This window comes from Bacillus toyonensis BCT-7112, assembly GCF_000496285.1.
Lineage (GTDB): Bacteria > Bacillota > Bacilli > Bacillales > Bacillaceae_G > Bacillus_A > Bacillus_A toyonensis.
In genome coordinates this window covers 565579-590998 of the sequence record NC_022781.1, presented here as the reverse complement: position 1 = coordinate 590998, position 25420 = coordinate 565579, and the positions used below count along the sequence as shown (strand labels likewise).

Here is a 25420-nt window from a genome sequence, read left to right as displayed (position 1 = left end):
ATCTATGTTTCCAATTCTGAAAAAACATTTATTTAACTTAATAATAAGATTATAAAGGGGCAAGAATATGAATAATTTCGTAAAGGTAGGTTTAACTACAGGAGTGGTGTTATCGGCGATTATGCCCTATGGAGGAGTGCATGCGGAAACAGAAGATTTAAAAGTGGAAACAAAGGAAGATACGTTCCGAACAGGTAATTTAACAGCACCTTCTCAAAATTCGGTAGAAAATGTAGCAAAGGATGCACTAAAAGGAAAAACAGAACAAGCATTATCATCAAAGCAAGTTAATACGGAATCCAAAGTTAATTATAATGTTACGCAAAGTCGTAAATCTTATGATGGTACTACATTGGTACGTCTTCAACAAACGTATGAAGGACGTGATGTATACGGATATCAACTAACAGCACATATAAATGATGATGGTGTACTTACGAGCGTTTCGGGGGATAGTGCCCAAGATCTACAACAACAGGAAGATTTGAAACAACCTATTACTTTATCAGAAGAGGATGCAAAGAAACAGCTTTTCAACATCTATGGAAATGATCTTATATTTATTGAAGAACCAGAAATTAAACAAGTGGTATATGTAGATGAAAATACAAATAAAGCTACAAACGCATATCAAATTACTTTTAGTGCATCTACACCTGAATATGTATCTGGTACGGTATTAATTGATGCTTTTGGGGGGAATCTATTAAAAGAACTCGTTCAAAAATTGGGTATACAAGTAGATAGTAGTATTGTCCAATCTGCGACAGCAAATAAATCACAAGATCCTTCGAAATTAACAGGTACAGGAAAAGATGACTTAGGTATTAATCGTACGTTTGGAATTACGCAGCGAAGTGATGGAACGTACATGCTTGCAGATTATTCTCGTGGTAAGGGAATTGAAACATATACTGCTAATTATAAAGATTATAATAATTATAGAAGAAATGTATGGGGTTATCTCGATGATTTAGTAACAAGTAATTCTACAAATTTTACTGATCCTAAAGCAGTTAGTGCCCATTATTTAGCAACGAAAGTATATGATTTTTATCAAGAAAAATATGGCCGTAACAGCTTTGATAATAACGGACAAAAAGTAATTTCTGTCGTTCATGGTTGGAACACAAATGGTACGAATAAAGGAAATCCTGAGCAGTGGTTTAATGCATTTAGTAATGGAGCTATGCTAGTATACGGAGATCCAATTGTTAGAGCATTTGATGTGGCAGGACATGAATTTACACACGCGGTTACAAGAAATGAGTCTGGACTTGAGTATGCAGGAGAAGCTGGTGCAATTAATGAGGCTCTATCTGATATTTTAGGAGTAGCAGTTGAAAAGTATGCCAATAACGGAAAGTTCAATTGGACAATGGGAGAACAATCAGGTCTTATTTTTAGAGATATGAAAAACCCATCATCTATCTCTTCTAGATATCCTGAGGACTATAGACATTATAATAACTTACCTATTGATGCTGACCACGATCATGGTGGTGTACACACGAACTCTAGCATTATTAATAAAGTAGCTTACTTGATTGCTAGTGGTGGAAACCATAATGGAGTAAACGTACATGGCATTGGAGAAGATAAAATGTTTGATATTTTCTATTATGCAAATACGGATGAATTAAATATGACTTCTGACTTTAAAGAATTAAAAGAAGCTTGTATTCGTGTAGCAACGAACTTATATGGTAAAGACTCATTAGAAGTACAAGCTGTCCAACAAGCCTTTAAAGCAGCTTATATTTAAGACTACTATGATGAATTGTAAACCTTTTATTTTAATATGATTCTTTATTTAAATATATAGACAAAAACCTTGTAGAATTTCTCTGCAAGGTTTTTGTTACGCATGGCATTTTATTTTATGTATCATTATCTCATGTTAATTGGTAATTAGGATAACTAATAAGTTGTTTTTATCGAGTCAAAATTACCAAACGTTTTTTAACACTATTTTTCCTATTGCTTTATTCGATTCCAAATATTCATGTGCTTGGGCAACTTCATCAAACGTGAAAGTTTTCGAATCTAGCAATGGGCGAAGTTTTCCTTCTTCTACAATTTGCGTTATTTTCGTTAAGATTTCTCCGCAATCATTACGCTTATCAGTATGTAATATTTTTAATGCCATAAAAGTAACGTGCAGAGAGAGTCCTTTTGCGTGTAAAGGAGAGAGGTCATGGGTTGAACGAGCTGCAATTGTTACGACAGTGCCATTGACCGCAGCAGCTTCAAAAGAATGATCAAGATTCTTGCCACCTACTGTATCAAATATAACTTCAAATCCGTTTCCATTCGTATGTTTTTGCACATATTCTTGAACAGATACTTCTTTATAATTAATAGCTATATCGGCTCCTAGACGATGGGCTATTTCCAATTTGCTCTGCTGAGAAGCGGTTGTGAAAATTTTAGCGCCTGCCCATTTAGCTAGTTGAATGGCTACGTGTCCTACGCCACCAGTAGCTCCATGAATGAGAACATTTTGACCAGGTTTAATATTTGCACGATCAAATAAAGATTCCCAAGCTGTAATTGCAACTAATGGTAGAGCAGCAGCTTCTTCCATTGTTAAATTGTTAGGTTTGTGAGCAATTAATCGTGCATCAGCAAGCATAAATTCTGCAAGTGCACCTCCAGTTTCTTTAAAACCTCCGGCACATCCGTATACTTCATCCCCTGATTTGAATTTCGAAACACCTTCTCCTACTTCAATAACAATACCAGCTACATCGCCGTGTAATATAGCTGGAAACTCAGGAGCGACTGCTGAAACGGCACCACTACGCATTTTTGTATCGATTGGATTTACACTTGTTGCTTTTACATCGATTAGAACATGACCTGGTAAAAGTTTTGGTTTTGAAACTTCTTCTAATTGAAATACAGATGAATCCCCAAAAGAATGGATAATTTGTGCTTTCATAGTTTATACCTCCTGTTTGTGGTTATAGCATAGCAAAGTACGAAAAATAAGTATAATATTTTGAATTTGGTTAGTGAGAATTTTATATAAAGAAGAGGAAAGTGCATGAAATGAAATAATGTAACGTACTTCTAAAAACTACTGTAAAGCTTTTTGAAGAAAGGGTAGATGTTATTTTTGCAGCATGATTTATTCATTACGTTTATCCCGCATTCACAGGCAGTAAGACCTCCACCTCAAAATTCAGCGAAAGCAAAGAAGTTAGGTGGGAGTTGGGCTGCTCGTAAAAGCCCGATTGGTGAGGGCTGATTAAAGTTTCACTTTATTCGGAGCGACAGGGGATTTAGCGAAACGCAAAATTTACCCTGCTTTATACAAACTATTTAGTAATCAACATATACCGCAATCTATTTCGATTATCGGTATTGGCAGAAGGGTAATGTCAGATGTGGAATTTCAAACAAAGGTAGAACAATCCCTTGCTACATTTTCTAGAATATCTACTGATGACCAATCAGGAGTAGAAGAATTTATTAGCACATTTCGTTATTGTCAATTAGATACAGCGAATATAGTGGGCTATCAAGATTTACTGAGCCTTGTAAAAAAGCGTGAAACAGAATTAAACATTTCTGGAAACCGTATGTTTTATCTATCTGTTGTACCAGAAGTATTTGATGTGATTGCTTTAAATATTAAGGAGAGTGGATTGTGGGCTACACAAGGATTGAACCGTCTTATTATAGAGAAGCCTTTTGATTATAATGTAACGTCTGCTCGCGAGTTTAACGGAAGATTAATTGAATATTTCGATAAAAATGATATTTATTGTATTGATCATTATCTTTGAAAATGAATGGTAACTAGGAATACACTTAGAAAAGTATTACGAAATAAATAGTATTTAATTCAAGACATTTTTATTGACGATAATAATTTATGTGATTAATATAATAAACATAAGATTATTTAATTACTAAAAGTAATTAAATATACATTATTTCGTTAAATTCGATAAATAAGTAAGTTGTGGTAGAAATGCTTTGAATTGCCACTATTAATATTGGGGACAATTAGAAAGCGAAAGGTATAAAAAGAATTGGAATTTGATAACTCTTTGTTTTTTATAAAACATGAGCTTCTGTACAATTCATTTTGAATATATTGACCAGGATTATACAACAAGAGGGGGACTAAAATTGGAATCAATGACCTTTGTTTTATTTGGAGCGACAGGGGACTTAGCGAAACGCAAAATTTACCCCGCACTATATAACTTATATAGAGATCAAAAGCTTCCAAAGCAAATATCCGTTATCGGACTTGGGAGACGTCAAGTACCTCATGAAGATTTTCAAAAAAGAATAAAAGAATCAATAGAGACGTTTTCACGTCATAGAGAGGAAGGTACTCCGGAACTCGAAGGTTTTTTAGATAATTTTCGCTATTGTCCATTAGATGTGAGTAAGCCGGAAGACTATGAGAGGTTATTAAAAGTCGTTCGTGAAAGGGAAGAAGAACTACATATAAAAGGTAATAGAATGTTCTATCTTTCAGTTGCTCCTGAATTTTTCGAGACAATTGCTTTAAATATTAAGGAAAGCGGACTCGATAAAACGGATGGATGGAAACGTTTGATGATTGAGAAACCGTTCGGGCACGATCTTACATCTGCTCGTGAGCTTAATGATAAGCTTAGTCGCACGTTTGAAGAAGATGAGATATACCGTATTGATCATTATTTAGGGAAGCCGATGATTCAAAACCTTGAAGCATTAGAATTTGCAAATCCTGTTCTCCAATCGATTTGGAATAAAGAACATATAGCGAATGTACAAATTACAGCGAGTGAAACAGTTGGGGTTGAAGAAAGAGCAGGATATTATGATCAGGCAGGAGCCATTCGTGATATGGTTCAAAATCATATGTTACAAATATTAATGATGACTGCTATGAATCTGCCGGAAAAAATTAACGCATGTGAAATTCGAGAGGAAAAGCGAAAGGTAATGGAGACGCTTCGTAAAGTGAAAAAAGAAGACGTTCAAAACCATATCATTCGCGGACAATATGGTGCAGGTGACATAAACGGTCAACAAGTTGTAGCATATAAAGAGGAGCCAGGAGTAAATCCTTCTTCTAACATAGACACATTTGTTGCTGCTCGATTATGGATCGATAATCCATTTTGGACTGGCGTTCCCTTTTATATACGAACAGGCAAACGAATGAAAGAAAAGTCTACTCGTATTGTAATCGAATTTAAAAATACGTTAAAACAGCAATATCAAGATAGTAATCCAAATGCAGCACCTAACTTGTTAATAATTGAAATTAGCCCAGGTGAGAACGTTTCATTACAGTTAAATAGTAAAAATCCATTGAAAAATGGAGAAATTGAACCGATGCGTATTAACTTTACTTGTGAGCAAGCGGATGTGGGAGTACCTGAAGCGTATGAAAGACTCATTCATGATGCTGTGAGTGGAGACGCTACATTCTTTGCACATTGGAGAGAAGTTGAATTGTCATGGGAATGGGTACAACCAATTCTTGAAGCATTCGAAGAAAACTTATTACCACTTCATGAATATGAGTCGGGTTCATATGGTCCAGATGCGTCTAATGAACTATTGCAAGAAAGTGAATTTAAATGGTGGTTAGATCAAGAAACGAAAAAATAGGTACTTTCTTTCATGAAAGCATTTAGGGGGACGATTACTATGACACAAAACATAAATCAATTAGCAGTGAATACAATTCGTACGTTATCAATTGATGCTATTAATGCGGCAAATTCAGGTCATCCAGGTCTTCCGATGGGAGCAGCGCCAATGGCTTATGCATTATGGGCGAATCATTTAAATCATAATCCTAATCATCCAAAATGGTTTAACCGTGATCGATTCGTTTTATCGGCGGGACATGGATCTAGCTTATTATATAGCCTACTTCATTTAGCTGGATATGACGTTTCAATTGATGACTTGAAAAACTTCAGAAAATTAAATAGTGAAACGCCAGGACATCCTGAGTTTGGTCACACTTCAGGAGTTGAAGCAACTACAGGACCGTTAGGGCAAGGGATTGCCAATGCTGTCGGAATGGCAATGGCAGAAGCGCATTTAGCAGCGAAGTTTAATAAGGATGGTCACTCTATTATAGATCACAATACGTACGCTTTAGTTGGAGACGGTGATTTAATGGAAGGTGTCGCTTATGAAGCGATGTCAATGGCAGGACATATGAAACTTGGCAAGTTAATTGTGCTGTATGATTCAAATGAAATTTCACTTGATGGTGAATTAAACATTGCTTTCTCTGAAGATATGCAGAAAAGGGTAGAATCTGCACATTGGCAATATGTAAGAGTTGAAGATGGAAACGATGTTGATGCGATTACAAAAGCGATTCAATTAGCGAAAAACAATACGGACCAACCTACTCTTATAGAAATTAGAACCATTATAGGTTACGGAAGTCCAAAAGTTGCTGGAACGAACAAAGCACATGGTAACCCGCTTGGATTAGAAGAAGCGACAGCGACAAAACAAGTGTATGGTTGGCATTATGAAGAAGACTTTTTTGTACCTGAAGAAGTAACAGCTCATTTTAATGAACTGAAACAAAAAGGTATTGAAAAAGAACATGGCTGGAATGAGCAGTTCAACTTATACAGAGAGTCAAACCCTGCACTAGCAGATGAATTAGAAAAAGCGATTACAGGTGAAGTTTTAATCGAAGAGAAAGACATTTTATCCTTCGATACTGAAAAAACGATTTCAACTCGTGTTGCAAGTGGGGAAGCTATTAACCATTATGTGAAATCGATTCCTTCTATTTTCGGTGGAAGTGCAGATCTTTCTCATTCTACGATGACAGATATAAAAGGTGAAGCAGTGTATGCAGTAGAATCGTATGCTGGCCGAAATATATACTTCGGTGTACGTGAACATGCAATGGGCGCCGCAGCGAATGGACTGGCACTTCATGGAGGAGTAAAACCTTTCGTTAGTACATTCTTTGTATTTAATGATTACCTTCGTCCATCTATTCGACTGGCTGCATTGCAAAAGTTACCAGTTACTTACGTATTTACGCATGATTCGATCGCTGTAGGAGAAGATGGTCCAACGCATGAACCAGTTGAACATTTAGCAGCTCTTCGGGCAATTCCTGGTTTAACAGTTATCCGCCCGTCAGATGCGAATGAAACAGCGAGTGCATGGGCTTATGCTTTACAGCAAGCGGATGGTCCAGTCGTTTTAGTACTTAGTCGTCAAAATTTACCGGTATTTGAGGAAACGAAAGCGAACATAGAGAATCTTTCTAAAGGAGCTTACGTATTAACGCAAACAAATGAAAATCCGGATGTGATTTTAATTGCGACAGGTTCTGAAGTATCCTTAGCTGCTAGTGCGAAAGCAAAATTAGAAGAGGATCATGTTTCTGTTCGCATCGTTGCAATGCCGAGCTGGGAATTATTCGATCGCCAATCGAAAGAATATAAAGAATCGGTTCTTCCGTCTTCTGTAACGAAACGAGTATCGCTTGAGATGGGTGTATCTCTCGGTTGGGAACGTTATGTAGGACAAGAAGGAAAAGTACTATCAATTGAAACATTTGGAGCTTCAGGAACTGGAGCTGAAGTCATGAATCTATTTGGATTTACGACAGAAAACATTGTTCAAATTACAAAAAATGTGTTGAATTCTTAAGTTATGACTGTGAATACCTTTCTGTACATACTAATTTATCGGTGCTGAAAGGTATTCCAGATTCTAGTGATATGGATTTTTAATAAAAGATGATTTGAGGAGGAATTATATTATGCGAGTAGGATTAATTGGTTTAGGTAAAATGGGATTAAATTTAGGAAAAAATTTAATGGATCATAAACATGAAGTAGTAGCATTTGATTTAAATACGAGCGCAGTGGAAGAAATGAAAGAGTACGGGGCTACAGGTGTATCTAGTTTAAGTGATCTTGTTCAGTCATTACAATCACCAAGAATTCTTTGGGTTATGGTGCCACACGCTGTTGTTGATTCTGTTATTGATGAGGTTACGCCATTGCTTTCAAAAGGAGATATTTTAATTGAAGCTGGTAATTCACATTATAAAGAGTCTATTCGCCGATATGAGCAACTAAAGAAAGATGGCATTCACTTTATGGATGCAGGAACTTCTGGCGGAATGGAAGGCGCTCGTAATGGTGCTTGTTACATGATCGGAGGAGATCAAGAAGCTTGGGACATCGTTGAACCTATCTTCCGGGATACAGCTGTAGAAAATGGATTCTTATATGCCGGAAAAGCTGGTAGTGGTCACTTCTTAAAAATGGTTCACAACGGAATTGAATACGGTATGATGGCTGCTATTGGTGAAGGATTTGAGATTCTAGAGAAAAGTGAATTTGACTACGATTATGAAAAAGTATCAAGAGTATGGAATAACGGTTCAGTCATTCGCTCTTGGTTAATGGAATTAACTGAAAATGCATTTTCTAAAGATGCGAAACTAGATGAAATTAAGGGAGTAATGCATTCTTCTGGTGAAGGAAAATGGACAGTAGAAACAGCATTAGACCTTCAAACAGCAACTCCTGTTATCGCAATGTCTCTATTAATGCGCTACCGCTCATTAGACAATGATACATTTACAGGAAAAGTTGTAGCAGCTCTGCGTAATGAATTTGGCGGACATGCAGTAGAAAAGAAATAAAGTGAAACTTTAATTAGTGGGGGTTCTTCATCCTCCACATTAGCCTTTACCAATCGGGCTTTTACGGGAAGCACGCCCCCCAACTTAACTTCTTTGCTTCGCTGAATGTTGAGGTGGGGTCTTACTGCCCGGCAAATAGCGGGATAAACATCCTAAACATGTAACTCATCAACGTTTAAAAACTGGAGGGAATTAATCATGAAGTTTTTTATTGATACTGCAAACCTTGAGGACATAAAAAAAGCATATAAACTTGGAGTTTTAGCTGGTGTTACAACGAATCCTTCTTTAGTAGCAAAAGAGGGTGTTAAGTTTGAAGACCGTATCGCAGAAATTTGTCAGGCAGTACCTAAAGTTGAGTCTGTTTCGGCAGAAGTAACGCCAGATGCTGTTACAGCTGAAGAAATGATTGCTCAAGCAGAAGAATTAATTAAAATTAACGGTGGCGATAAAAACGTCACGATAAAACTTCCGATGACGCTAGCAGGATTAGAAGCTTGTCGTTATCTTACTGAAAAAGGTGTGAAAACGAACGTTACACTTATTTTCACTGTGAACCAAGCTCTTTTAGCGGCTCGAGCAGGTGCAACGTACGTTTCTCCATTTTTAGGACGTTTAGATGATATTTCTGAAGATGGTGTACTATTAGTTGCGAAAATTGCTGAATTATTCGATGTTCATCAATTAGATACACAAATTATTGCGGCTTCTGTCAGACACCCAGATCATGTAACTCGTGTAGCGATGGCAGGTGCTCACATTGCTACAATCCCTTATAAAGTAATTGAACAACTTGCTATGCATCCATTAACAGATCAAGGTATGGAAAAGTTTGCTGCAGATTGGGCGAAAGCGCCTAAATTATAATATATGAAAGTGGAGGAGACTTTCCGAAAATTACTTTTCATGAGAGGACAGATTCCTAGGTAACTTCATCGTTTAACTTTTTGGAGTCTTACTACGTGAATACAGCAAGAGAAGAAAGCGTCATGCACTTTAAAAAAAGGACAAATTGCTCGCACGAAGCGTTTATCATAATAACATTATAATTATTAAAGAGAAATCCCCTTATTAGAGAGAGTAGTTAACGTGTATCTCTGATAAGGGAGATTCTTTTTATATAAATCATTATTATGTGAAAATATCTCTTACTCAAGAAAGAACTATATAAGTTCTCTTAATTGTATAGTAATTTTGAAAGGGTTTACATAAAAGGGTGGAACTGAGTATGAATATGTACCTTTTAATGATTACATTATTATCAATTGTAATTGTTATTTTAGGAGTATCGTGGTGGAGATGGCATGCGTTTATTAGTTTAACGATTGCAAGTTTGTTTTTAGCAATTATGTCTGGAATGCCAATGGATAAAATAGTGAGCGCTTATGAAACGGGAGTCGGAAGTGTTCTCGGGCATTTAGTAGGTATTTTAGTATTAGGTACAATTAATTCTAGGGAAAATGATGGCAGAGTCAGGTGCTGGAATGCAGGTGGCAGAGTTCTTTATTAAATCCTTTGAAATAAAAAACTTACCATGGGCGATGTTAATTGCAGGTTTTATTATTGGAATTCCGGTGTTTTTTGAAGTAGGCATTTTAATATTATTGCCGTTAGTAATTTCTATTCATAAAACAACGAGACAAAATATTTTATTGATAGCATTACCAGCAATTGCTGGGTTATCTGTCGTACACGGCCTTGTTCCTCCGCATCCAGGGGCAATCGTTGCAATTGGTATTTATAAAGCGAACCTTGGGAAGGTACTTCTTTATTCACTCATTATTACATTTTTTGCAGCGATTATTGCAGGTCCTATATTCGCTAAATGGATTCACAAACGTGTAATTCCTGAAAATGAACCAGAATTGATACGTGTAAATACAAAATCAACGAAATTACCAGGAATAGGAGTTTCATTTTTAGTTATATTGTTACCCGTTATGTTAATGGTGTTAGCAGCAGCAGCTCCTTATGTTCCGCTTTCTAATACTCTAATGAAGATTGTCACATTAATCGGTAGTCCTATCATTGCGCTTTTGATTGCATGTTTTGCAGCTTTCTATTTTCTTGGATTTCGTCAAGGTATCGATAAAAAGGCTATTAAGAAGGTAACAGAAGATAGCTTATTACCAATCGGTTCTATTGTTGCGATTATTGGTGCTGGCGGCGGATTTAAGCAAATTCTTATCGATAGTGGCGTAGGGAATGCTATTGCTCAAATGTCTGAACATTTAGCTCTATCTCCAATTGTATTAGCATTTATAGTAGCTGGATTAATTCGAATTGCGACAGGGTCAGCGACAGTCGCCTTAACAACAGCGGCGGGCATAGTCTCTCCAATCGTTGAAAATACGACAGGTGTAAATTTAGAGTTACTCGTCATTGCAACAGGTGCAGGAGCACTCATGTTTTCACACGTAAACGATGCTGGGTTCTGGATGGTAAAAGAATACCTAGGTTTAACAGTGAAAGAAACATTTAAAACATGGACGGTATTAGAAACGTTACTTTCATTTATCGCTTTTGGAGGCGTTTTACTACTCGATATGTTTGTTTAAAATAAAGATGTTTCTATTTAGATAATTGTGGCATACAACGTTATCAGTAGATAAAAGGAATGTATTTTTATGGTGGGATACTGTCGCAATTTTTTGTTAGGAGGAAGAAATGGTGAGCTCAAAATATATGATTGGTGTAGACATTGGGACAACTAGTACAAAATCAGTTCTATTTTCTACTGATGGATCTGTTATTGCAAGTCATGGAATTGAATATCCTTTATATTCTCCTACGCCTGAAATAGCAGAACAAGACCCAGAAGAAATTTTTCATGCAGTAATAAATACGATTAAAGAAACTGTACGATCAAGTAGTGTACAGCCAAATGATATTCTTTGTGTCTCTTTTAGTTCGGCAATGCATAGTATCATTGCTGTAGATGAGAAGGGAAAACCGTTAACGAGATGTATCACTTGGGCAGATAATAGAAGTGCAAGCTGGGCAGAGAAAATAAAGAGTGATATGAATGGTCATGAAATTTATTTGCGTACTGGAACACCAATTCATCCGATGTCACCACTTTCGAAATTAGTTTGGTTACAGAATGAGCAGGCAGAATTGTTTGCAAAAAGTTATAAATTCATTTCTATTAAAGAATATGTGTTTTATAAGTTATATAAAGAATATGTAATTGATTATTCTATAGCATCAGCAACAGGAATGTTCAATTTGAAATCTTTAAAATGGGATGAGGAAGCTCTTCGTGTTGCAGGGATTTCAGATGAAAAGCTTTCTAAACTTGTTCCAACGACGCACAGCTTAATAGGATTAGATGAAGAACTTGCAAAAGAGATGAATGTACTTGTTTCTACGCCCTTTGTAGTAGGAGCGAGTGATGGAGTGCTATCGAATTTAGGCGTAAATGCAATAGATCCTGGGGTTGTGGCTGTTACAATTGGTACAAGCGGTGCGATACGTGCTGTAACAAATTGTCCTGTGACAGATCCAAAAGGTAGAATTTTTTGTTATGCCTTAACTGAAGACCATTGGGTAATCGGTGGACCAGTTAATAACGGTGGTATGATTTTTAGGTGGGCTCGTGACCAATTAGGCACTTCAGAGATTGAACTTGCGAAGCGTTTAGGGAAAGATCCATATGAAGTGCTTACTGAAATAGCAGCAAAAGTAAATCCTGGATCTGACGGTTTATTATTTCATCCGTATTTAGCAGGGGAAAGAGCTCCTTTATGGAATGCGAATGCGCGAGGATCTTTTTTTGGACTCGGATTACATCATAAGAAAGAACATCTTATTCGTGCTGTATTAGAAGGAGTAATTTATAACTTATATACCGTTCTTCTCGCTTTAAAAGAGCTAATTGGCGAACCGAAAAAAATTCAAGCAACAGGCGGTTTTGCAAGGTCAGAACTTTGGAGACAGATGATGGCGGATATTTTTCATCAAGACGTATATGTTCCTGAAAGTTTCGAAAGCTCTTGCTTAGGAGCTGCAATCCTCGGTTTATATAGTTTAGGTGAAGTAGATACGTTACATGTAGTTTCTGAAATGGTAGGTGCGAATTTCCACCATGAACCAAACATTGAAAGTGTGGAAAAATATAAAGATTTAACACCAATCTATATTCGTCTGTCCCGTCACTTGGAAGAAGAATATGAAAGTATAGCAGCGTATCAAAAAAAGTGGGTTTAAAAGCTATTTACTAAGAAAATATGGTAACGTATAAAGAGGTACTCCGATTTTTTAGGATACTCTTTCAACATAAAATATTTTAAGAAGTATGATGAACGAAAAATATAGGGAGAGAGGGTTATGAAAATGAAGGATAACAAAGAGTTTATTGGATATGTTGGAACTTATACGAAAGAAAATAGTGAGGGAATATATAAGTTTACTTTAGACACAGAAGCAAAAAAAATTAGTAATGTAACACTTGCGGCTAAGCTGGATAACCCTACATATGTAACGATTAACCGAAATAATGAATATCTCTATTCCGTTGTTAAGGAAGGAGAATCTGGTGGTGTAGCTGCTTATTCAATTGATAGTAAAACTGGAGAGTTAAAGGCAGAAAACAGACAAGTAGTAGAAGGGGCTTCTCCTTGTCATGTGAGCGTTGATAGTGGGAATCATACGGTAGTTACAGCAAATTACCATAAAGGAACGATTGAGTCTTTTGAAATAAATGAAGAAAATGGAACTGTAAATCCTGCTTCATCTATTATGGCGCATGAAGGTTCAGGTCCGAATAAAGAAAGACAAGAAAAACCACATGCACATTACGCGGGATATACTCCTGATGAAAAATATGTAGTGGGCGTTGATTTAGGGATAGATAAAATAATTACGTATGAAATAAAAGGTAGTGCATTAACAGAAGTGAATAGCTTATCTGTAAATCCAGGAAGTGGGCCGAGACATATTACTTTTCATCCGAATGGAAAGTATGCGTATGTGATGACTGAGCTGAGTTCAGAGGTTATCGTATTAACATATAATGCGGAAGAAGGGACCTTTACAGAATTACAGTATATTTCTACTATTCCAGCAGAGTTTGATGAAAATAGTCAAGGAAGTGCGATTCATATTTCTTCTGACGGCAGCTTTGTATATGCAGGTAATCGTGGTCATAATAGTATTGCTGTTTTCAGTGTGGATCAAAATTCAGGTGAGCTTACATTTGTTGAACATACATCTACAGAAGGAAATTGGCCAAGAGACTTTGTATTAGATCCTACTGAAAAGTTCCTTGTTGCTACAAATGAAAAGTCGCATAATCTTGTGTTATTTTCAAGAAATGAATCTACAGGAAAGTTAACTCTTTTACAATCTGATGCTGTTGTGCCAGAGCCTGTTTGTGTTAAATTTTTAAATGTTTAAGTTATGTTCGATATATTTGAAAAATCGCTGATATAATTTTATATATCAAGAAAATAAAAAAAGCAAAGCGATATCGCTTTGCTTTTTACTGTTTCTTTTTCGGTCTACGTACTAACTCGCCGCCGCAGTTTGGACAAACGTTATGTCTTTCTTCTGTACATGGTGCACAAAACGTACATTCATACACGCAAATGTAAGCTTCAGAATCTTGCTCCAGCAATTGATCACAAATTTGACAGTTTGTTTTCATTTCTAGTGCCATAGTAATTCTCCTTTTGTTTGAAAATTTATAATTTAATTATAATTCATTAGATAGAATTAGTCTTTTTCAATTGAAAGGAAATCGAATGATAAAGTTGTGATTTGAAATGAAAGATGCCAATTTATTTTAAAATTGATTATTTTGTGCAGTTGGAATATTATGAAATAGTCAAAAGACAACAGGGGGTATACATTTTGACTAATCATAACGATCATTTAAAAGCAAACTGCGAAAAATGCTTCGGTCTATGTTGCGTGGCGTTACCGTTCGCAGCATCGGTAGATTTTGCAGTGAATAAAGATGGTGGTAAACCATGTTCCAATTTACAATCAGATTTTAAATGTAGTATACATAAAAATCTTAGAGGAAAAGGTTATAAAGGTTGTACAGTATTTGAATGTTTCGGTGCTGGGCAGAAGATTTCTCAAGTTATCTTTAAAGGGATTGATTGGCGGAAAGATGCTAAGCATGCGAGAAAAATGTATGATGCTTTTCCGGTTATGCATCAGCTCCATGAAATGCTTTGGTATTTGAATGAGGCGATTCTATTAAAGGCGACGCAGCCAATTCATAAAGAACTAAGTAAAGCGATTGAAGAGACAGAGCGACTTTCGAATTTAAATGCGGACGAGTTAATGAAAGTAAATATTCCATTACACCGTGCAGAAGTAAATGTTTTACTTTTAGAAACGAGTGAGCTAGTTTGGAAGGAAATGAATGCGACGCGTAAGAAACGAATCATTCACCGCGGAGCAGATCTTATGGGAGCAAACCTGAAAAAGAAAAATTTACAAGGCGCGAATTTAAGGGGTGCTTATTTAATTGCAGCGAACTTAAATGGTGCAGACTTAAGAGGAGCAGATCTCATCGGAGCAGATTTAAGAGATGCAGATATTCGCGGTGCAGACTTTACAAATAGTATTTTTCTTACGCAAGTTCAAATTAATGCGGCGAAAGGGGATAAACATACGAAATTGCCGGAATTGTTATCCCGTCCCGCGCATTGGAGTGCGTAAAGAGTATGGAGTGAAATAGTTTGGATATTTTTCAGTATTTAGATGAAATGCAAGAGGATATATTTTCGTTAGCAGTAGGGCAAATAGAAGTGAAGTATTATGATATGTGTAGCATGTTAGCATCAGGTATGCACGCCGAGCGAATTAAATTAATTCCATTAGATACATATGAAGAGAGTATGAGAATAGGTGTGAGAGAAGCATTAGAAGTTGTTGAATGTGAAGAAGCGAAGGCAATTTATTTTGAGTACAATCTCGATAATGAATGGGATAGTCAGTTTTACATTTGTGAGGAGTATGTTCCGCTTGAAGAAGAGGATGATGATTGGGCATCTGAATGGACATATAATATAGAGGGACCGAGGTCTGTAGAATTAGCGGATATGTATGCTGAAAATGGTTTTGATACAAACGAAAAAGCAATCGGCATAACTTTATATTTAATTGCAAGAACGGTATGTAGTTTTATGAGTGTATGTAGTGAAGTGAAAAGTAATATACCGATTTGTATTGGTTTTCACGACCAAGATCCAATTATACGAACAGGCAGAGACTAAGAATCTCTGCCTGTTTTTTTATTTCTTTTCAAAAGTAGTAATTAAAACGCTACATATAATAAGAATACCACCAATAAAAAAATTATTATTTAATGTCTCATTTAATAAGAGCCAGCCAAGTAATGATCCGACGATAGGTTGGAAGAAGAAAAATAAGGAACCGATGCTTGCATCCATTAGTTCTAATCCTTTATTCCAAAGGAAAAAGGCACCTGCCGTTGATATGACTCCTAAATATAATACGCCTAGTATTACGTACGTATTTACGGTTCCGATAGAGGCTACTTGTAGTTCCCATATCATAAAAGGTGTAATAAAAAAGAGTGAAAAGAATATGGCGTACGTTGTAATAACTAAAGATGAAAACCGAGCTGAAGCAATTTTTACATAAATGGATAGTAAAGCCCACGTAATAGCGGCTCCCACTAATATGATGGTACCGATAAAATAGGAGCCAATTTCAATATCCCATCCGATTACGATAATGACACCGATTGTCGCTATTATAGTAGATAAAAGTCTACGAGCGGTTAGCTTTTCTTTTAAAATAATTGCTGCAAATATAACCATAAATGCAGGTGTTGCGGATGTTACTAAAGAGCCTGTATGGGCGTCGGATAATTTTGTTCCGATGAATTGACATGTGATTGAAATGAAATATCCGATAAATCCAATCCAAGCGAATAATAGCCAATCTTTTTTGCGAATGGTTACTTTTTTCTTTTGTTTTTTCTCTGCTATTTTCAAAATGCCATACAAAACAACAAAAGCGATAATAAAGCGTAGCCAAACGAGTGTAAGCGGTGGGATATAATCGAGTACGTATTTGCTAACAACATACATACCGCCCCATATACTTGCTGCTAGTGATAAGCATATAGCTCCTAAAATTGTTTGTTTCATTTGAAGTACCTCCGTCTATTTTTAGGGTATTATGAGTTCCCTAAGACGAGGCAAAGTGTATGTGTTAAATGAATGCCCGTCTTAGTTTATAGACGGCCTACAGGTTGATCGTTTTCGAATGAAGTGTTGTAGTACATGAGTGCATTCCTCCTTCATATTTTATAATGATATTATAACTTAATTTTCAGTTTATTTGGATGTTTATTGTTGTACGGAGTGGAATCTTTAGAGAATGGAAACGGTGGTTGTCTAAGAAAGCATAGTATATGGTAGAAAAACATATTTTTAAAATAAAAGAAACCAATTACATAACTGGTAAGTATATTAAGAGTAGTATGAAAAAATAGATTGATAGAGAAAGAGGAGGAGATTTACATTACTACAACCGTTATCTCTCATTTTTATAATGAAGAGTATTTATTACCATGGTGGCTTATTCATCATACGAAACTGTTTGATCATGGCATTTTAATTAATAAAGGTTCTACAGATCGTTCAGTCGAAATTTGTAAGAAGTTCGCACCGCATTGGGAAGTACGAGATTCTGTAAATCCAGAGTTTGATGCATTTGCGACAGATCATGAAGTGATGAGGGTAGAACAAGAAGTAAAAGGATGGAAAATGATTTTAAATACGACTGAGTTTCTTTGTGTGCAAGATAAAAATCAGTTTTGGAAATCGCTAAATGAATTGGGAGGGAGGATGTATTGGCTGGAAGGGCTTATTATGGTTGATGATCCTAACTATAATTATCCGGACCTTAACTTTGGAATCCCTTTAATGAAACAGCGATTTCACGGTTATTTACCAGAAGATTGGCCGTTATGGAGAAGAGGTAGATTTATTCATAATCATGAACACGGAAGTTATACGGTTGGAAGACATTTATCAGCGCATGAATCTATGATCTATCCGCCTCTTGCTTGTATATTATGGTTTGGGTTTAGTCCGTGGAACGATGCGATGAGAAAGAGAAAGTTACAAATTGGTCCGACGCTTTCTGAAGCTAGTAAGCATGGAGGAATGGGTACGCACCATATTATTACGCCGGAAAAATTAGAAGAATGGTATAAGGATTTAGCGAGAGGAGCGCAAGATTTACGTTTTAGTGCTGCATATCGGTATGTTTTTGTATAGATGATTCCCACCATAAAATTGTTTCTTCAATTCCTGTATTTAAATCGTATGTTGGTTTCCAGTTTACTTCAGTTGTTAAACGTTCCACATTCACGCCGACGAATAAAGGTTCATCTTTAGGAAAAGGGATAGCGCCTAGTTTAATTAAATTTTCTTTTCCTATTTTTTTAGCAATGATAGAAGCTAATTCTTTAATTTGTACAGAGTGACCAGAAGCGATATTGATTGTGCCTGTAACGTTGCAGTTTAATAATGTGACAAGAGCGTTAGCGACGTCACCCACATGGAGGAAATCTCTTGATTGTTTTCCATGTGTACATAGAGCTTCCTCGTTTTTTAATAAAGAAGTGATAATGTTAGAAATGAGTCGATTGCCGTGCTCATGAGGGCCATACATATGAAAAATTCGTCCCCAACATACGCTGAGGCTGGTTTGTTGTGCATACGACTGTAACCAGGAATGTAGTGCATTTTTACATAATGAATACGGGGTTTTATAGGAAAGGAGCGGAGAATCTTCAAATAGAATACCGTTAAACCACTCGTACTCTGCGCCAGTACCTGCTACAACGATACGTTTTCCACCGCATGCTGTAAAGTGTTGAATCAATGAGATACTGGACTTTAGCCAATAGAAATTATTAATGGATACGTAGCATGCAGGAGGAACCGCTTCCCAAGCTAAATGAATGAGGTCGCTAGGCTTAATGTCTGAAATAAATTGTTTTACTTCGTCATCACAAAGCAAGTTTACTTTATGCCAATGGCAGGAAAGGTGAGACGGTTTATTTCTATTGTATGTGGCGTGAACTTCATACCCTTTTTGTATAAGGGAATGTACAACATATTTACCTATCCATCCACTACCACCTGTTACAAGGATCTTCTTCATGGTTCAATCACCTCAACTTCTGGAACAGTTACTAAAAATTTGCCACCCCATTCACGAATGAAAGAGCATTCCTTCATAATTTCGTCTTTCAAATTCCAAGGAAGTATGAGAATGTAATCTGGTTTTGTACGTTTAATTTCTTCTGGAGACTTTATTGGAATACGAGTTCCTGGTAAAAGGAGATTTTGTTTGTGAGGATTTTTATCTACTGTATATGCTAGAAATTCTTTACCTATCCCGCAATAATTCAAAAGGGTGTTTCCTTTAGCTGGAGCGCCGTAGCCGATAATTTGTTTGTTTAAAGCTTTCGCTTCAATAAAAAACTTTAAAATATTTATTTTCAATTGTTCCACTCGTTTAGAAAAAAGGAGATAGCAATCTAATGTATCTAGCCCGTGATCTATTTCTTTTTGGATTAAATTTGTAACATTGGAATGGATAGTTGATTGGGCGCTTAGATGTTTTATGAAAATACGCAATGAACCACCGTGAGTTGAAAGTTCTTCTACATCAACAATTTGTAAATGATGATGAGCTAAAATTTTTTGAAGGCTTATAAGTGAGAAGTAGGAAAAGTGCTCATGATAGATAGTATCGAACTGCTTACAAGATATAAGGTTTAATAGGTGGGGGAATTCAATTGTTATCGTACCATCTCGTTTTAATAATGTTTTTAGGCCAGCGACAAAATCATGCAAGTTCGGAACGTGTGCTAATACGTTATTTGCAATGATTAAATCCGCTTGTGGAAGATTGTTTGCTAAGTCGTTACTGAAAAAATTCACTTCAGTAGGAATTCCTTTTTGAATTGCGATTTCTGCTACATTTTTTGCTGGCTCAATTCCTAACGTATTGATGTTTTCTTTAAGAAAGTATTGCAATAAATACCCATCGTTACTTGCGATTTCAATTACCTGCGAATTTTTCGTTAAATGGAATCGCTCAATTGCCATTTCTACGTATTGTTTGGCATGCTGTAGCCAACTTGAGGAATAAGAACTGAAGTATAAATAATCATGGAAAATATTATTAGGTGATTCAAATTCATCTAATTGCACAAGTAAACAAGAATTACAAACAAATGTGTGCAGCGGATAAAAAGGTTCCATTTTATATGAGTTTTTTGGAGCTATAAATGAGTTGGCGAGAGGGGAGACGCCTAAATCTAAAAACGAATTTGTTAGTAATGAGTGGCAAAAACGGCATTTTTTCTGTTCCATTTTATAGCCCCCTTATAAATTTTTGAATGCTTCGATTTGTTGTCGTGTGAACGATTCTATATTTTCACCGGATGCATGTTTTTCGTACCATTCAACGGTCCAAGCGATAGCAGTTTCTGTTGATAGCTTAGGAGTCCAGCCTAGTTTATTTACTGCTTTTGTACTATCGAGTGTTAAAATAGGTGATTCATAAGGAGTATTTATAGTGGGAGAAAGTATTGTTAATGGTTTATTCCATAATTTTATTACAGATTGAATGACATCATGGACGGTTCTGTTAGCCTCGTTAATTGGTCCGAAATTCCATGCTTCTGCATACTCTTTATGCTTCCAAAGTTTCTCAGCTAAAAGGATATATCCATGTAAAGGATCCAAAACATGTTGCCACGGTCGGATAGCATTTTTGTTTCGAATACTTAAAGGATGGTCTTGTAAATATGCACGAATGATATCTGGGAATAAGCGATTTTCTGCCCAATCACCACCACCGATGACATTGCCTGCCCTTACTGAGGCGAGTGAAAGGGTGTTCGTGTGAAAAAAAGATTTTTGATACGATGTTGCAACTAATTCAGCACAAGCTTTACTAGCACTGTATGGATCATAGCCCCCTAAACGGTCGGATTCTACAAATGCTTGATTACCGCTCCCATCATTCTCATAACATTTATCGCTTGTCACATTAATAATGAGACGTACGCTTTCGACGTACTTTGCTACTTCTAGTACATGAACAGTACCTAAAACATTCGTTTTAAATGTTTCAATAGGATCTTTGTATGAAGTGGTGACGATTGGTTGAGCTGCTAAATGAAATATAATGTCGGGTTTATGGTGCCCAATGGCATGTAATAAAGAATCGTAATCTGTAATATCTCCTTTCATTGTTGTGCACTCTTTCGCTACGTTACATTGTTCAAAAAGGTTAGGGATGGATGGAGGATGAGAAGAATAGCCGATTACTTCTGCGCCTAAAGAAGTTAAAAAAAGGGTGAGCCATGAGCCTTTAAAGCCAGTATGTCCTGTAATAAATACTTTTTTCTTATTCCAAAAAGATGATGAAGTCATATTACCAGACCTTCCATGGAGCGTTATTATTTTCCCATAGCTCGACTAATTTATTCTTATCACGTAATGTATCCATTGGATGCCAAAAACCAGTATGTTGAAATGCTGCCAGTTCATTTTTGTTGACTAACTGAACTAAAGTTTCGGTTTCAAAAACAGACTTATCTCCACTAATGTAATTGAAAATATCATGATTTAAAACAAAAAACCCACCGTTAATCCATCCACCATCACCTAGTGGTTTCTCTTGAAAAGATGTTACAGACTGTTTATCTAATATGAGAGAACCAAATCTACCAGGAGGTTGTACGGCAGTAACAGTAGCCATTTTTCCATGTTTTTTATGAAATGCAATCAGTTCTTTTATATTTACATTACTTAATCCATCGCCATAAGTGAGGCAGAAAGGTTCATCTCCGACATAGTTTTGAATCTTTTTCACTCGTCCACCCGTTTCGGTATTAAGACCAGTATCGATTAATGTAACTTTCCATGGTTCTACACGATGAGAGTGGCTAGTAATTGTGTTATCGCTTAAATGTATTGTGAAATCGGACATGTGTAAGTTGTAATTTAGAAAGAACTCTTTAATTGCATATCCTTTATAGCCTAAGCAAATAATAAACTCAGTAATCCCGTAATGACTATACAAACTCATAATGTGCCATAGAATAGGTTTCGTTCCAATTTCAATCATAGGTTTTGGTTTTAAATGTGTTTCTTCCCCAATTCTTGTACCGTACCCACCAGCAAGAATAACAGCTTTCATTTTTTCCTCCTAAAATAAAAATTTATTATATATACAGTATTCATATTTTATGCAAATGAGATTGTTTTTGATTAAACGGATGAAATTGTGTGAGGTGATGGCAAGGCAGAAAACATTAAGGTTTGAACTTTGGAAATAATTCTTGATATTCAGGATTATTACGGAGGTCTTGTGTTACGTTACTAAGTTCTAAAAAACGGGTTTCCAATTCTTCAGGAGATTGACCGTAATGTGTTTGAAGTCCCATTTGAATACCCATTTTTGAAAGGGTAGGTGTAATTTGTAATTTTCTTGCCTTGGACTGTTCATTCCAAGGGCTAAAATAAAATTTTAAAATAAATGAAGGGTAGTCATAAACTATATTCCCGTGCCGTGAATAATGTCTACCAGGTAAATATGCACCATCTAGATGATTATGAATAAATCTCCAAGCACACCCGAGTTTTGGGTTATAAGGGAAGACACCGTGGTATCGTTGTTCTACTAATGGGATAGAATATCTTGGCTTTGAATAATTGTAAATATGACTATCTATCATTAAAATCATTCTAATCGCATACATGTTTTGTCCTAGTGTATGAAGAGATGAGAAAAACTCTTCTTTATTATTACAACAAAAGAACTCTGTAGTATTTAAAACGATTTTCCAACCTGAAACTTCTCTTTCAATTTCCATCACTTCAATATCAGTATTAGTTGGATCAAACTCAAGAAATCTGGAGTCTCGCACTTCCCAGTGGGGTGCGAGTAGTTTACAAATCTCTACGGAACGATCAGTAGAACCTCTATTAATTAAAATACCGTGATCGAATATTTTTGTGTGATGCATAAGCCACCATGGGAGTAAATACTCTTCGTTATAAAAATGAGAAATGATAGTCCTTTTTATGTCAATCTCCTCCTATACAGGCAATCGTTATTAGTAGGATATGCTTTTAAATAAGAAAGGTTAAAAGGTGTGGGCTATATATTGATTAGGTAATAGTTTAGTAATTTTATTGTATAGCCGTAAATTACGGGTGTAATAGTAGGTTGATCTTGTAAGTTTGTATAAATTGTGAACAACAAACCATCACGTTTGACTGTACAGTTTATGTGTTGTATGATGGTAGTAATATAAACAAGGGGGGAAGATCGTTGGGAAGGTGTATCGAATCGGACAGTTGGCTCTCATGGCTCACGTGTCGAAACGAACGATTGATTATTATACGAATCTAGGTATCTTGAAAGCGGAGCGATCTCAATCTAATTATCGCTATTACGACGAAACAGCATTTGAGACATTACAATTTATTGAGAAGTGCAAAGAAATGCATATGCCGCTTTGTGAGATTAAAGAGAAAATCGAGGAGAACAAGAAGCTGCTCGGTATCAATGAACACGTTTCGAAACAAGTGAATGAAGTGACAGACCATATTCATCGATTAGAAGCAGAGTTAACAGAGTTAAAGCCGCTTTTAGATGGATTGACTGATTCACAACGTGAAAAAATATCGAAATCTTTATCATGTCAAACGACAGCTTTAATACAGACACTTGCTCTATTATTATAGAATAAGTGAAATCCGACCTCTTTAATTTTTGTATCGGGCTATGTTTTCTAACGAACAAATAAGAAAACATTATAGTATACAGGAGGTGGACACCTTAGTTTTTTAACTAAGGGGATTCATTGGAAATATTTAATTTAGTCATGGTTGCGATTTTAATCGCATTTACTGGATTTTTCGTAGCAGCAGAGTTTGCGATTGTAAAAGTACGTTCAAGTCGTATTGATCAGCTTGTTGCGGAAGGGAAACGCGGTGCTTTAGCAGCGAAAAAGGTAACAACAAATTTAGATGAATATTTATCTGCTTGTCAATTAGGTATTACAGTTACAGCTATGGGATTAGGTTGGTTAGGTGAACCGACAATCGAAAAGTTATTACACCCGTTATTTGAGAAATGGAACATAAACCCTTCTATCTCATCAGTATTAACTTTTGGTCTTGCTTTTATGCTAATGACATATTTACACGTTGTAGTTGGGGAGTTAGCTCCGAAAACGTTGGCAATTCAAAAGGCTGAAAAAGTAACGTTGTTATTGGCAACGCCGTTAATGATGTTCTATAAAATCATGTATCCATTTATTTGGGTATTGAACGGTTCAGCTCGTATTATAACTGGTTTATTCGGTTTGAAACCAGCTTCTGAACATGAAGTAGCTCATACAGAAGAAGAATTGCGTCTTATTCTTTCAGATAGCTATGAAAGTGGCGAAATTAATCAAGCTGAATACAAGTATGTAAATAATATATTTGAATTTGATAATCGCATTGCAAAAGAGATTATGGTACCGCGAACAGAAATCGTTGGTTTCTACCTTGAAGATTCAGTAGAACAACACATGAAAGTAATCCAAAATGAGCGATATACACGTTATCCGATTTTTGGAGAAGATAAAGATGATATTATCGGTATGGTCAATGTAAAAGATTTCTTTATTCGATATATGACCGAGGATCAAAAAGATTTATCGTCAATTCGCTCGTATATGCGTCCGATTATTGAAGTGATGGAAACAACTCCAATTCACGATTTATTACTGCAAATGCAGAAGAAGCGAATTCCGATGGCTGTTTTATATGATGAGTACGGAGGAACAGCTGGAATTGTAACGCTTGAAGACATTTTGGAGGAAATCGTCGGCGAAATTCGTGACGAATATGATGAAGATGAAGCACCACCAATTCAACATGTGAACGAGTACCATAAAATTGTTGATGGAAAAGTGCTTATTTCAGAAGTAAAAGATCTGTTTGGATTACACATTGAAGAAGAAGATGTGGATACAATCGGTGGATGGATTATGATGCAAAATCATGAAATTGAAGAAGGACAACATGTTGAAGCAGAAGGTTATGAATTTAAAGTGTTAGAAAAAGACGCTTACCAAATTAAACGTGTTGAAATTCGTAAAATGGAACAAGAACAAGAAGAAGAGAAAGCAGCAACTGTGTAAGTTGCTGCTTTTCTTCTAAAGCATAAAAAATGAGGAATTAGGAGCGGATATTTTGATTCAAGAAGCCTTACGTGTATATCGATTACAATTGTATGCGATCTTTAGTGGTTTACTACTTATGTGGACGATTACTCCGTTTGGAAAACAAGTGACAGGATTCGGTATTGGATTAGCTGTAAGTGCATACTGTCTTTGGTTATTAGCTCGCAGGGTGGAGAAACTAGGAAGAAGTATTGTAATGAAAGAAAAGGCTCCTGGATTAGGGGTTTTAAACCGATTTGCAGCTGCAATTTTAGGAGCTATCATTATGTATGAAATTGAGCATGAAATGGAAATGTGGGCATTTGGTACAGGTATTTTAGGTGGTCACTTTTTAATGATTGCGAATTTAGCTTATGCAAATATACAGTTAGTAAAAGAAGAAGAGAAGCGAAGAGAAAAGGCTTCTAATAACATAGAGCTATAATAAAAGGGGCCTAATGGGGGTTCCTTTTTTTATTTAAGCGAGTGAATGACAGGAATCAAATTCA

General features: G+C 36.1%; 23 protein-coding genes and 1 pseudogene. 16 read left to right on the top strand and 8 right to left on the bottom strand.

The window, feature by feature from the left end; all coding sequences use genetic code 11:
• Nucleotides 1-67: 67 nt before the first annotated feature.
• Nucleotides 68-1765, top strand: a complete 1698-nt coding sequence (locus tag BTOYO_RS03040; protein WP_001058961.1) for a M4 family metallopeptidase — start codon at nucleotides 68-70, stop codon at nucleotides 1763-1765.
• Between the two features lie 183 nt (nucleotides 1766-1948).
• Here the strand turns inward: BTOYO_RS03040 and BTOYO_RS03035 are convergent, their stop codons facing one another.
• Nucleotides 1949-2944: a zinc-dependent alcohol dehydrogenase family protein gene (locus BTOYO_RS03035; RefSeq protein ID WP_000647250.1), complete on the bottom strand. Its 996-nt coding sequence runs from the start codon at nucleotides 2942-2944 to the stop codon at nucleotides 1949-1951.
• Nucleotides 2945-3112: 168 nt separating this feature from the next.
• Between BTOYO_RS03035 and BTOYO_RS27560 the strand changes: the two genes are divergently transcribed.
• The 9 genes and pseudogenes from BTOYO_RS27560 (at nucleotide 3113) to BTOYO_RS02990 (ending at nucleotide 14065) form a co-directional block, all read left to right on the top strand.
• A complete protein-coding gene (locus BTOYO_RS27560) occupies nucleotides 3113-3253 on the top strand; it encodes a hypothetical protein (protein WP_000898185.1) in 141 nt (46 codons plus the stop codon).
• Nucleotides 3254-3302: 49 nt separating this feature from the next.
• Nucleotides 3303-3794 carry a glucose-6-phosphate dehydrogenase gene (locus tag BTOYO_RS03030; protein ID WP_080001239.1) on the top strand — a complete coding sequence of 164 codons (492 nt, stop codon included), beginning with the start codon at nucleotides 3303-3305 and terminating at the stop codon, nucleotides 3792-3794.
• A gap of 349 nt (nucleotides 3795-4143) precedes the next feature.
• Nucleotides 4144-5628, top strand: a complete 1485-nt coding sequence (gene zwf / locus BTOYO_RS03025) for a glucose-6-phosphate dehydrogenase (RefSeq protein ID WP_000445351.1) — start codon at nucleotides 4144-4146, stop codon at nucleotides 5626-5628.
• A gap of 39 nt (nucleotides 5629-5667) precedes the next feature.
• Nucleotides 5668-7662, top strand: coding sequence for a transketolase (gene tkt, locus BTOYO_RS03020; protein WP_000193007.1), 1995 nt, complete (start codon nucleotides 5668-5670; stop codon nucleotides 7660-7662).
• A gap of 112 nt (nucleotides 7663-7774) precedes the next feature.
• Nucleotides 7775-8668: a phosphogluconate dehydrogenase (NAD(+)-dependent, decarboxylating) gene (gene gnd, locus BTOYO_RS03015; RefSeq protein ID WP_001263676.1), complete on the top strand. Its 894-nt coding sequence runs from the start codon at nucleotides 7775-7777 to the stop codon at nucleotides 8666-8668.
• A 198-nt stretch (nucleotides 8669-8866) separates the two neighbouring features.
• Nucleotides 8867-9535: a fructose-6-phosphate aldolase gene (gene fsa / locus BTOYO_RS03010; protein ID WP_000667693.1), complete on the top strand. Its 669-nt coding sequence runs from the start codon at nucleotides 8867-8869 to the stop codon at nucleotides 9533-9535.
• A 361-nt stretch (nucleotides 9536-9896) separates the two neighbouring features.
• Nucleotides 9897-11226, top strand: a pseudogene (gene gntP / locus BTOYO_RS03000) (gluconate permease GntP).
• 109 nt (nucleotides 11227-11335) lie between these two features.
• A complete protein-coding gene (gntK, locus tag BTOYO_RS02995) occupies nucleotides 11336-12877 on the top strand; it encodes a gluconokinase (protein ID WP_000254925.1) in 1542 nt (513 codons plus the stop codon).
• Nucleotides 12878-12997: 120 nt separating this feature from the next.
• Nucleotides 12998-14065, top strand: coding sequence for a lactonase family protein (locus tag BTOYO_RS02990; protein ID WP_000782233.1), 1068 nt, complete (start codon nucleotides 12998-13000; stop codon nucleotides 14063-14065).
• Nucleotides 14066-14150: 85 nt separating this feature from the next.
• Here BTOYO_RS02990 and BTOYO_RS02985 read toward each other — a convergent pair whose 3' ends face one another.
• The gene (locus BTOYO_RS02985) at nucleotides 14151-14327 is read right to left on the bottom strand and encodes a DUF1272 domain-containing protein (RefSeq protein ID WP_001162784.1); all 177 of its coding nucleotides are present in this window, start codon (nucleotides 14325-14327) and stop codon (nucleotides 14151-14153) included.
• Nucleotides 14328-14521: 194 nt separating this feature from the next.
• On the opposite strand from BTOYO_RS02985, the gene BTOYO_RS02980 reads away from it, so the two are divergent.
• Both BTOYO_RS02980 and BTOYO_RS02975 read left to right on the top strand, forming a co-directional pair.
• Entirely contained in the window at nucleotides 14522-15343 is an 822-nt protein-coding gene (locus BTOYO_RS02980; protein WP_000181437.1) for a pentapeptide repeat-containing protein, read from the top strand.
• Between the two features lie 20 nt (nucleotides 15344-15363).
• A complete protein-coding gene (locus BTOYO_RS02975; protein ID WP_000350925.1) occupies nucleotides 15364-15900 on the top strand; it encodes a hypothetical protein in 537 nt (178 codons plus the stop codon).
• A gap of 18 nt (nucleotides 15901-15918) precedes the next feature.
• On the opposite strand, the gene BTOYO_RS02970 is transcribed toward BTOYO_RS02975, so the two are convergent.
• The gene (locus tag BTOYO_RS02970; protein ID WP_000814753.1) at nucleotides 15919-16803 is read right to left on the bottom strand and encodes a DMT family transporter; all 885 of its coding nucleotides are present in this window, start codon (nucleotides 16801-16803) and stop codon (nucleotides 15919-15921) included.
• Nucleotides 16804-17151: 348 nt separating this feature from the next.
• Between BTOYO_RS02970 and BTOYO_RS02965 the strand changes: the two genes are divergently transcribed.
• On the top strand, nucleotides 17152-17940 hold the full coding sequence (locus BTOYO_RS02965) for a glycosyltransferase family 2 protein (protein WP_000570311.1): 789 nt from the start codon (nucleotides 17152-17154) through the stop codon (nucleotides 17938-17940).
• Here BTOYO_RS02965 and BTOYO_RS02960 read toward each other — a convergent pair.
• The 5 genes from BTOYO_RS02960 to BTOYO_RS02940 form a co-directional block, all read right to left on the bottom strand.
• Nucleotides 17909-18832: an NAD-dependent epimerase/dehydratase family protein gene (locus BTOYO_RS02960; RefSeq protein ID WP_000723096.1), complete on the bottom strand. Its 924-nt coding sequence runs from the start codon at nucleotides 18830-18832 to the stop codon at nucleotides 17909-17911. The genes BTOYO_RS02965 and BTOYO_RS02960 overlap by 32 nt on opposite strands.
• On the bottom strand, nucleotides 18829-20052 hold the full coding sequence (locus BTOYO_RS02955; RefSeq protein ID WP_000435756.1) for a class I SAM-dependent methyltransferase: 1224 nt from the start codon (nucleotides 20050-20052) through the stop codon (nucleotides 18829-18831). Before BTOYO_RS02955 ends, BTOYO_RS02960 begins: the two co-directional genes overlap by 4 nt.
• A 12-nt stretch (nucleotides 20053-20064) precedes the next feature.
• Entirely contained in the window at nucleotides 20065-21120 is a 1056-nt protein-coding gene (gene rfbG / locus BTOYO_RS02950; RefSeq protein WP_000204568.1) for a CDP-glucose 4,6-dehydratase, read from the bottom strand.
• Nucleotide 21121: 1 nt separating this feature from the next.
• Nucleotides 21122-21889 (bottom strand): glucose-1-phosphate cytidylyltransferase, encoded by a 768-nt coding sequence (rfbF, locus tag BTOYO_RS02945; protein WP_000648793.1) that lies wholly within the window; start codon nucleotides 21887-21889, stop codon nucleotides 21122-21124.
• A gap of 115 nt (nucleotides 21890-22004) precedes the next feature.
• Nucleotides 22005-22718: a hypothetical protein gene (locus tag BTOYO_RS02940; RefSeq protein ID WP_000546526.1), complete on the bottom strand. Its 714-nt coding sequence runs from the start codon at nucleotides 22716-22718 to the stop codon at nucleotides 22005-22007.
• Nucleotides 22719-23061: 343 nt separating this feature from the next.
• On the opposite strand from BTOYO_RS02940, the gene BTOYO_RS02935 reads away from it, so the two are divergent.
• From BTOYO_RS02935 to BTOYO_RS02925, 3 genes are all read left to right on the top strand, one after another.
• On the top strand, nucleotides 23062-23442 hold the full coding sequence (locus BTOYO_RS02935) for a MerR family transcriptional regulator (protein WP_002039109.1): 381 nt from the start codon (nucleotides 23062-23064) through the stop codon (nucleotides 23440-23442).
• Between the two features lie 119 nt (nucleotides 23443-23561).
• The gene (locus BTOYO_RS02930) at nucleotides 23562-24890 is read left to right on the top strand and encodes a hemolysin family protein (RefSeq protein WP_000402262.1); all 1329 of its coding nucleotides are present in this window, start codon (nucleotides 23562-23564) and stop codon (nucleotides 24888-24890) included.
• A 52-nt stretch (nucleotides 24891-24942) separates the two neighbouring features.
• The gene (locus BTOYO_RS02925; protein ID WP_000613866.1) at nucleotides 24943-25356 is read left to right on the top strand and encodes an ATP synthase subunit I; all 414 of its coding nucleotides are present in this window, start codon (nucleotides 24943-24945) and stop codon (nucleotides 25354-25356) included.
• Nucleotides 25357-25420: the final 64 nt, after the last annotated feature.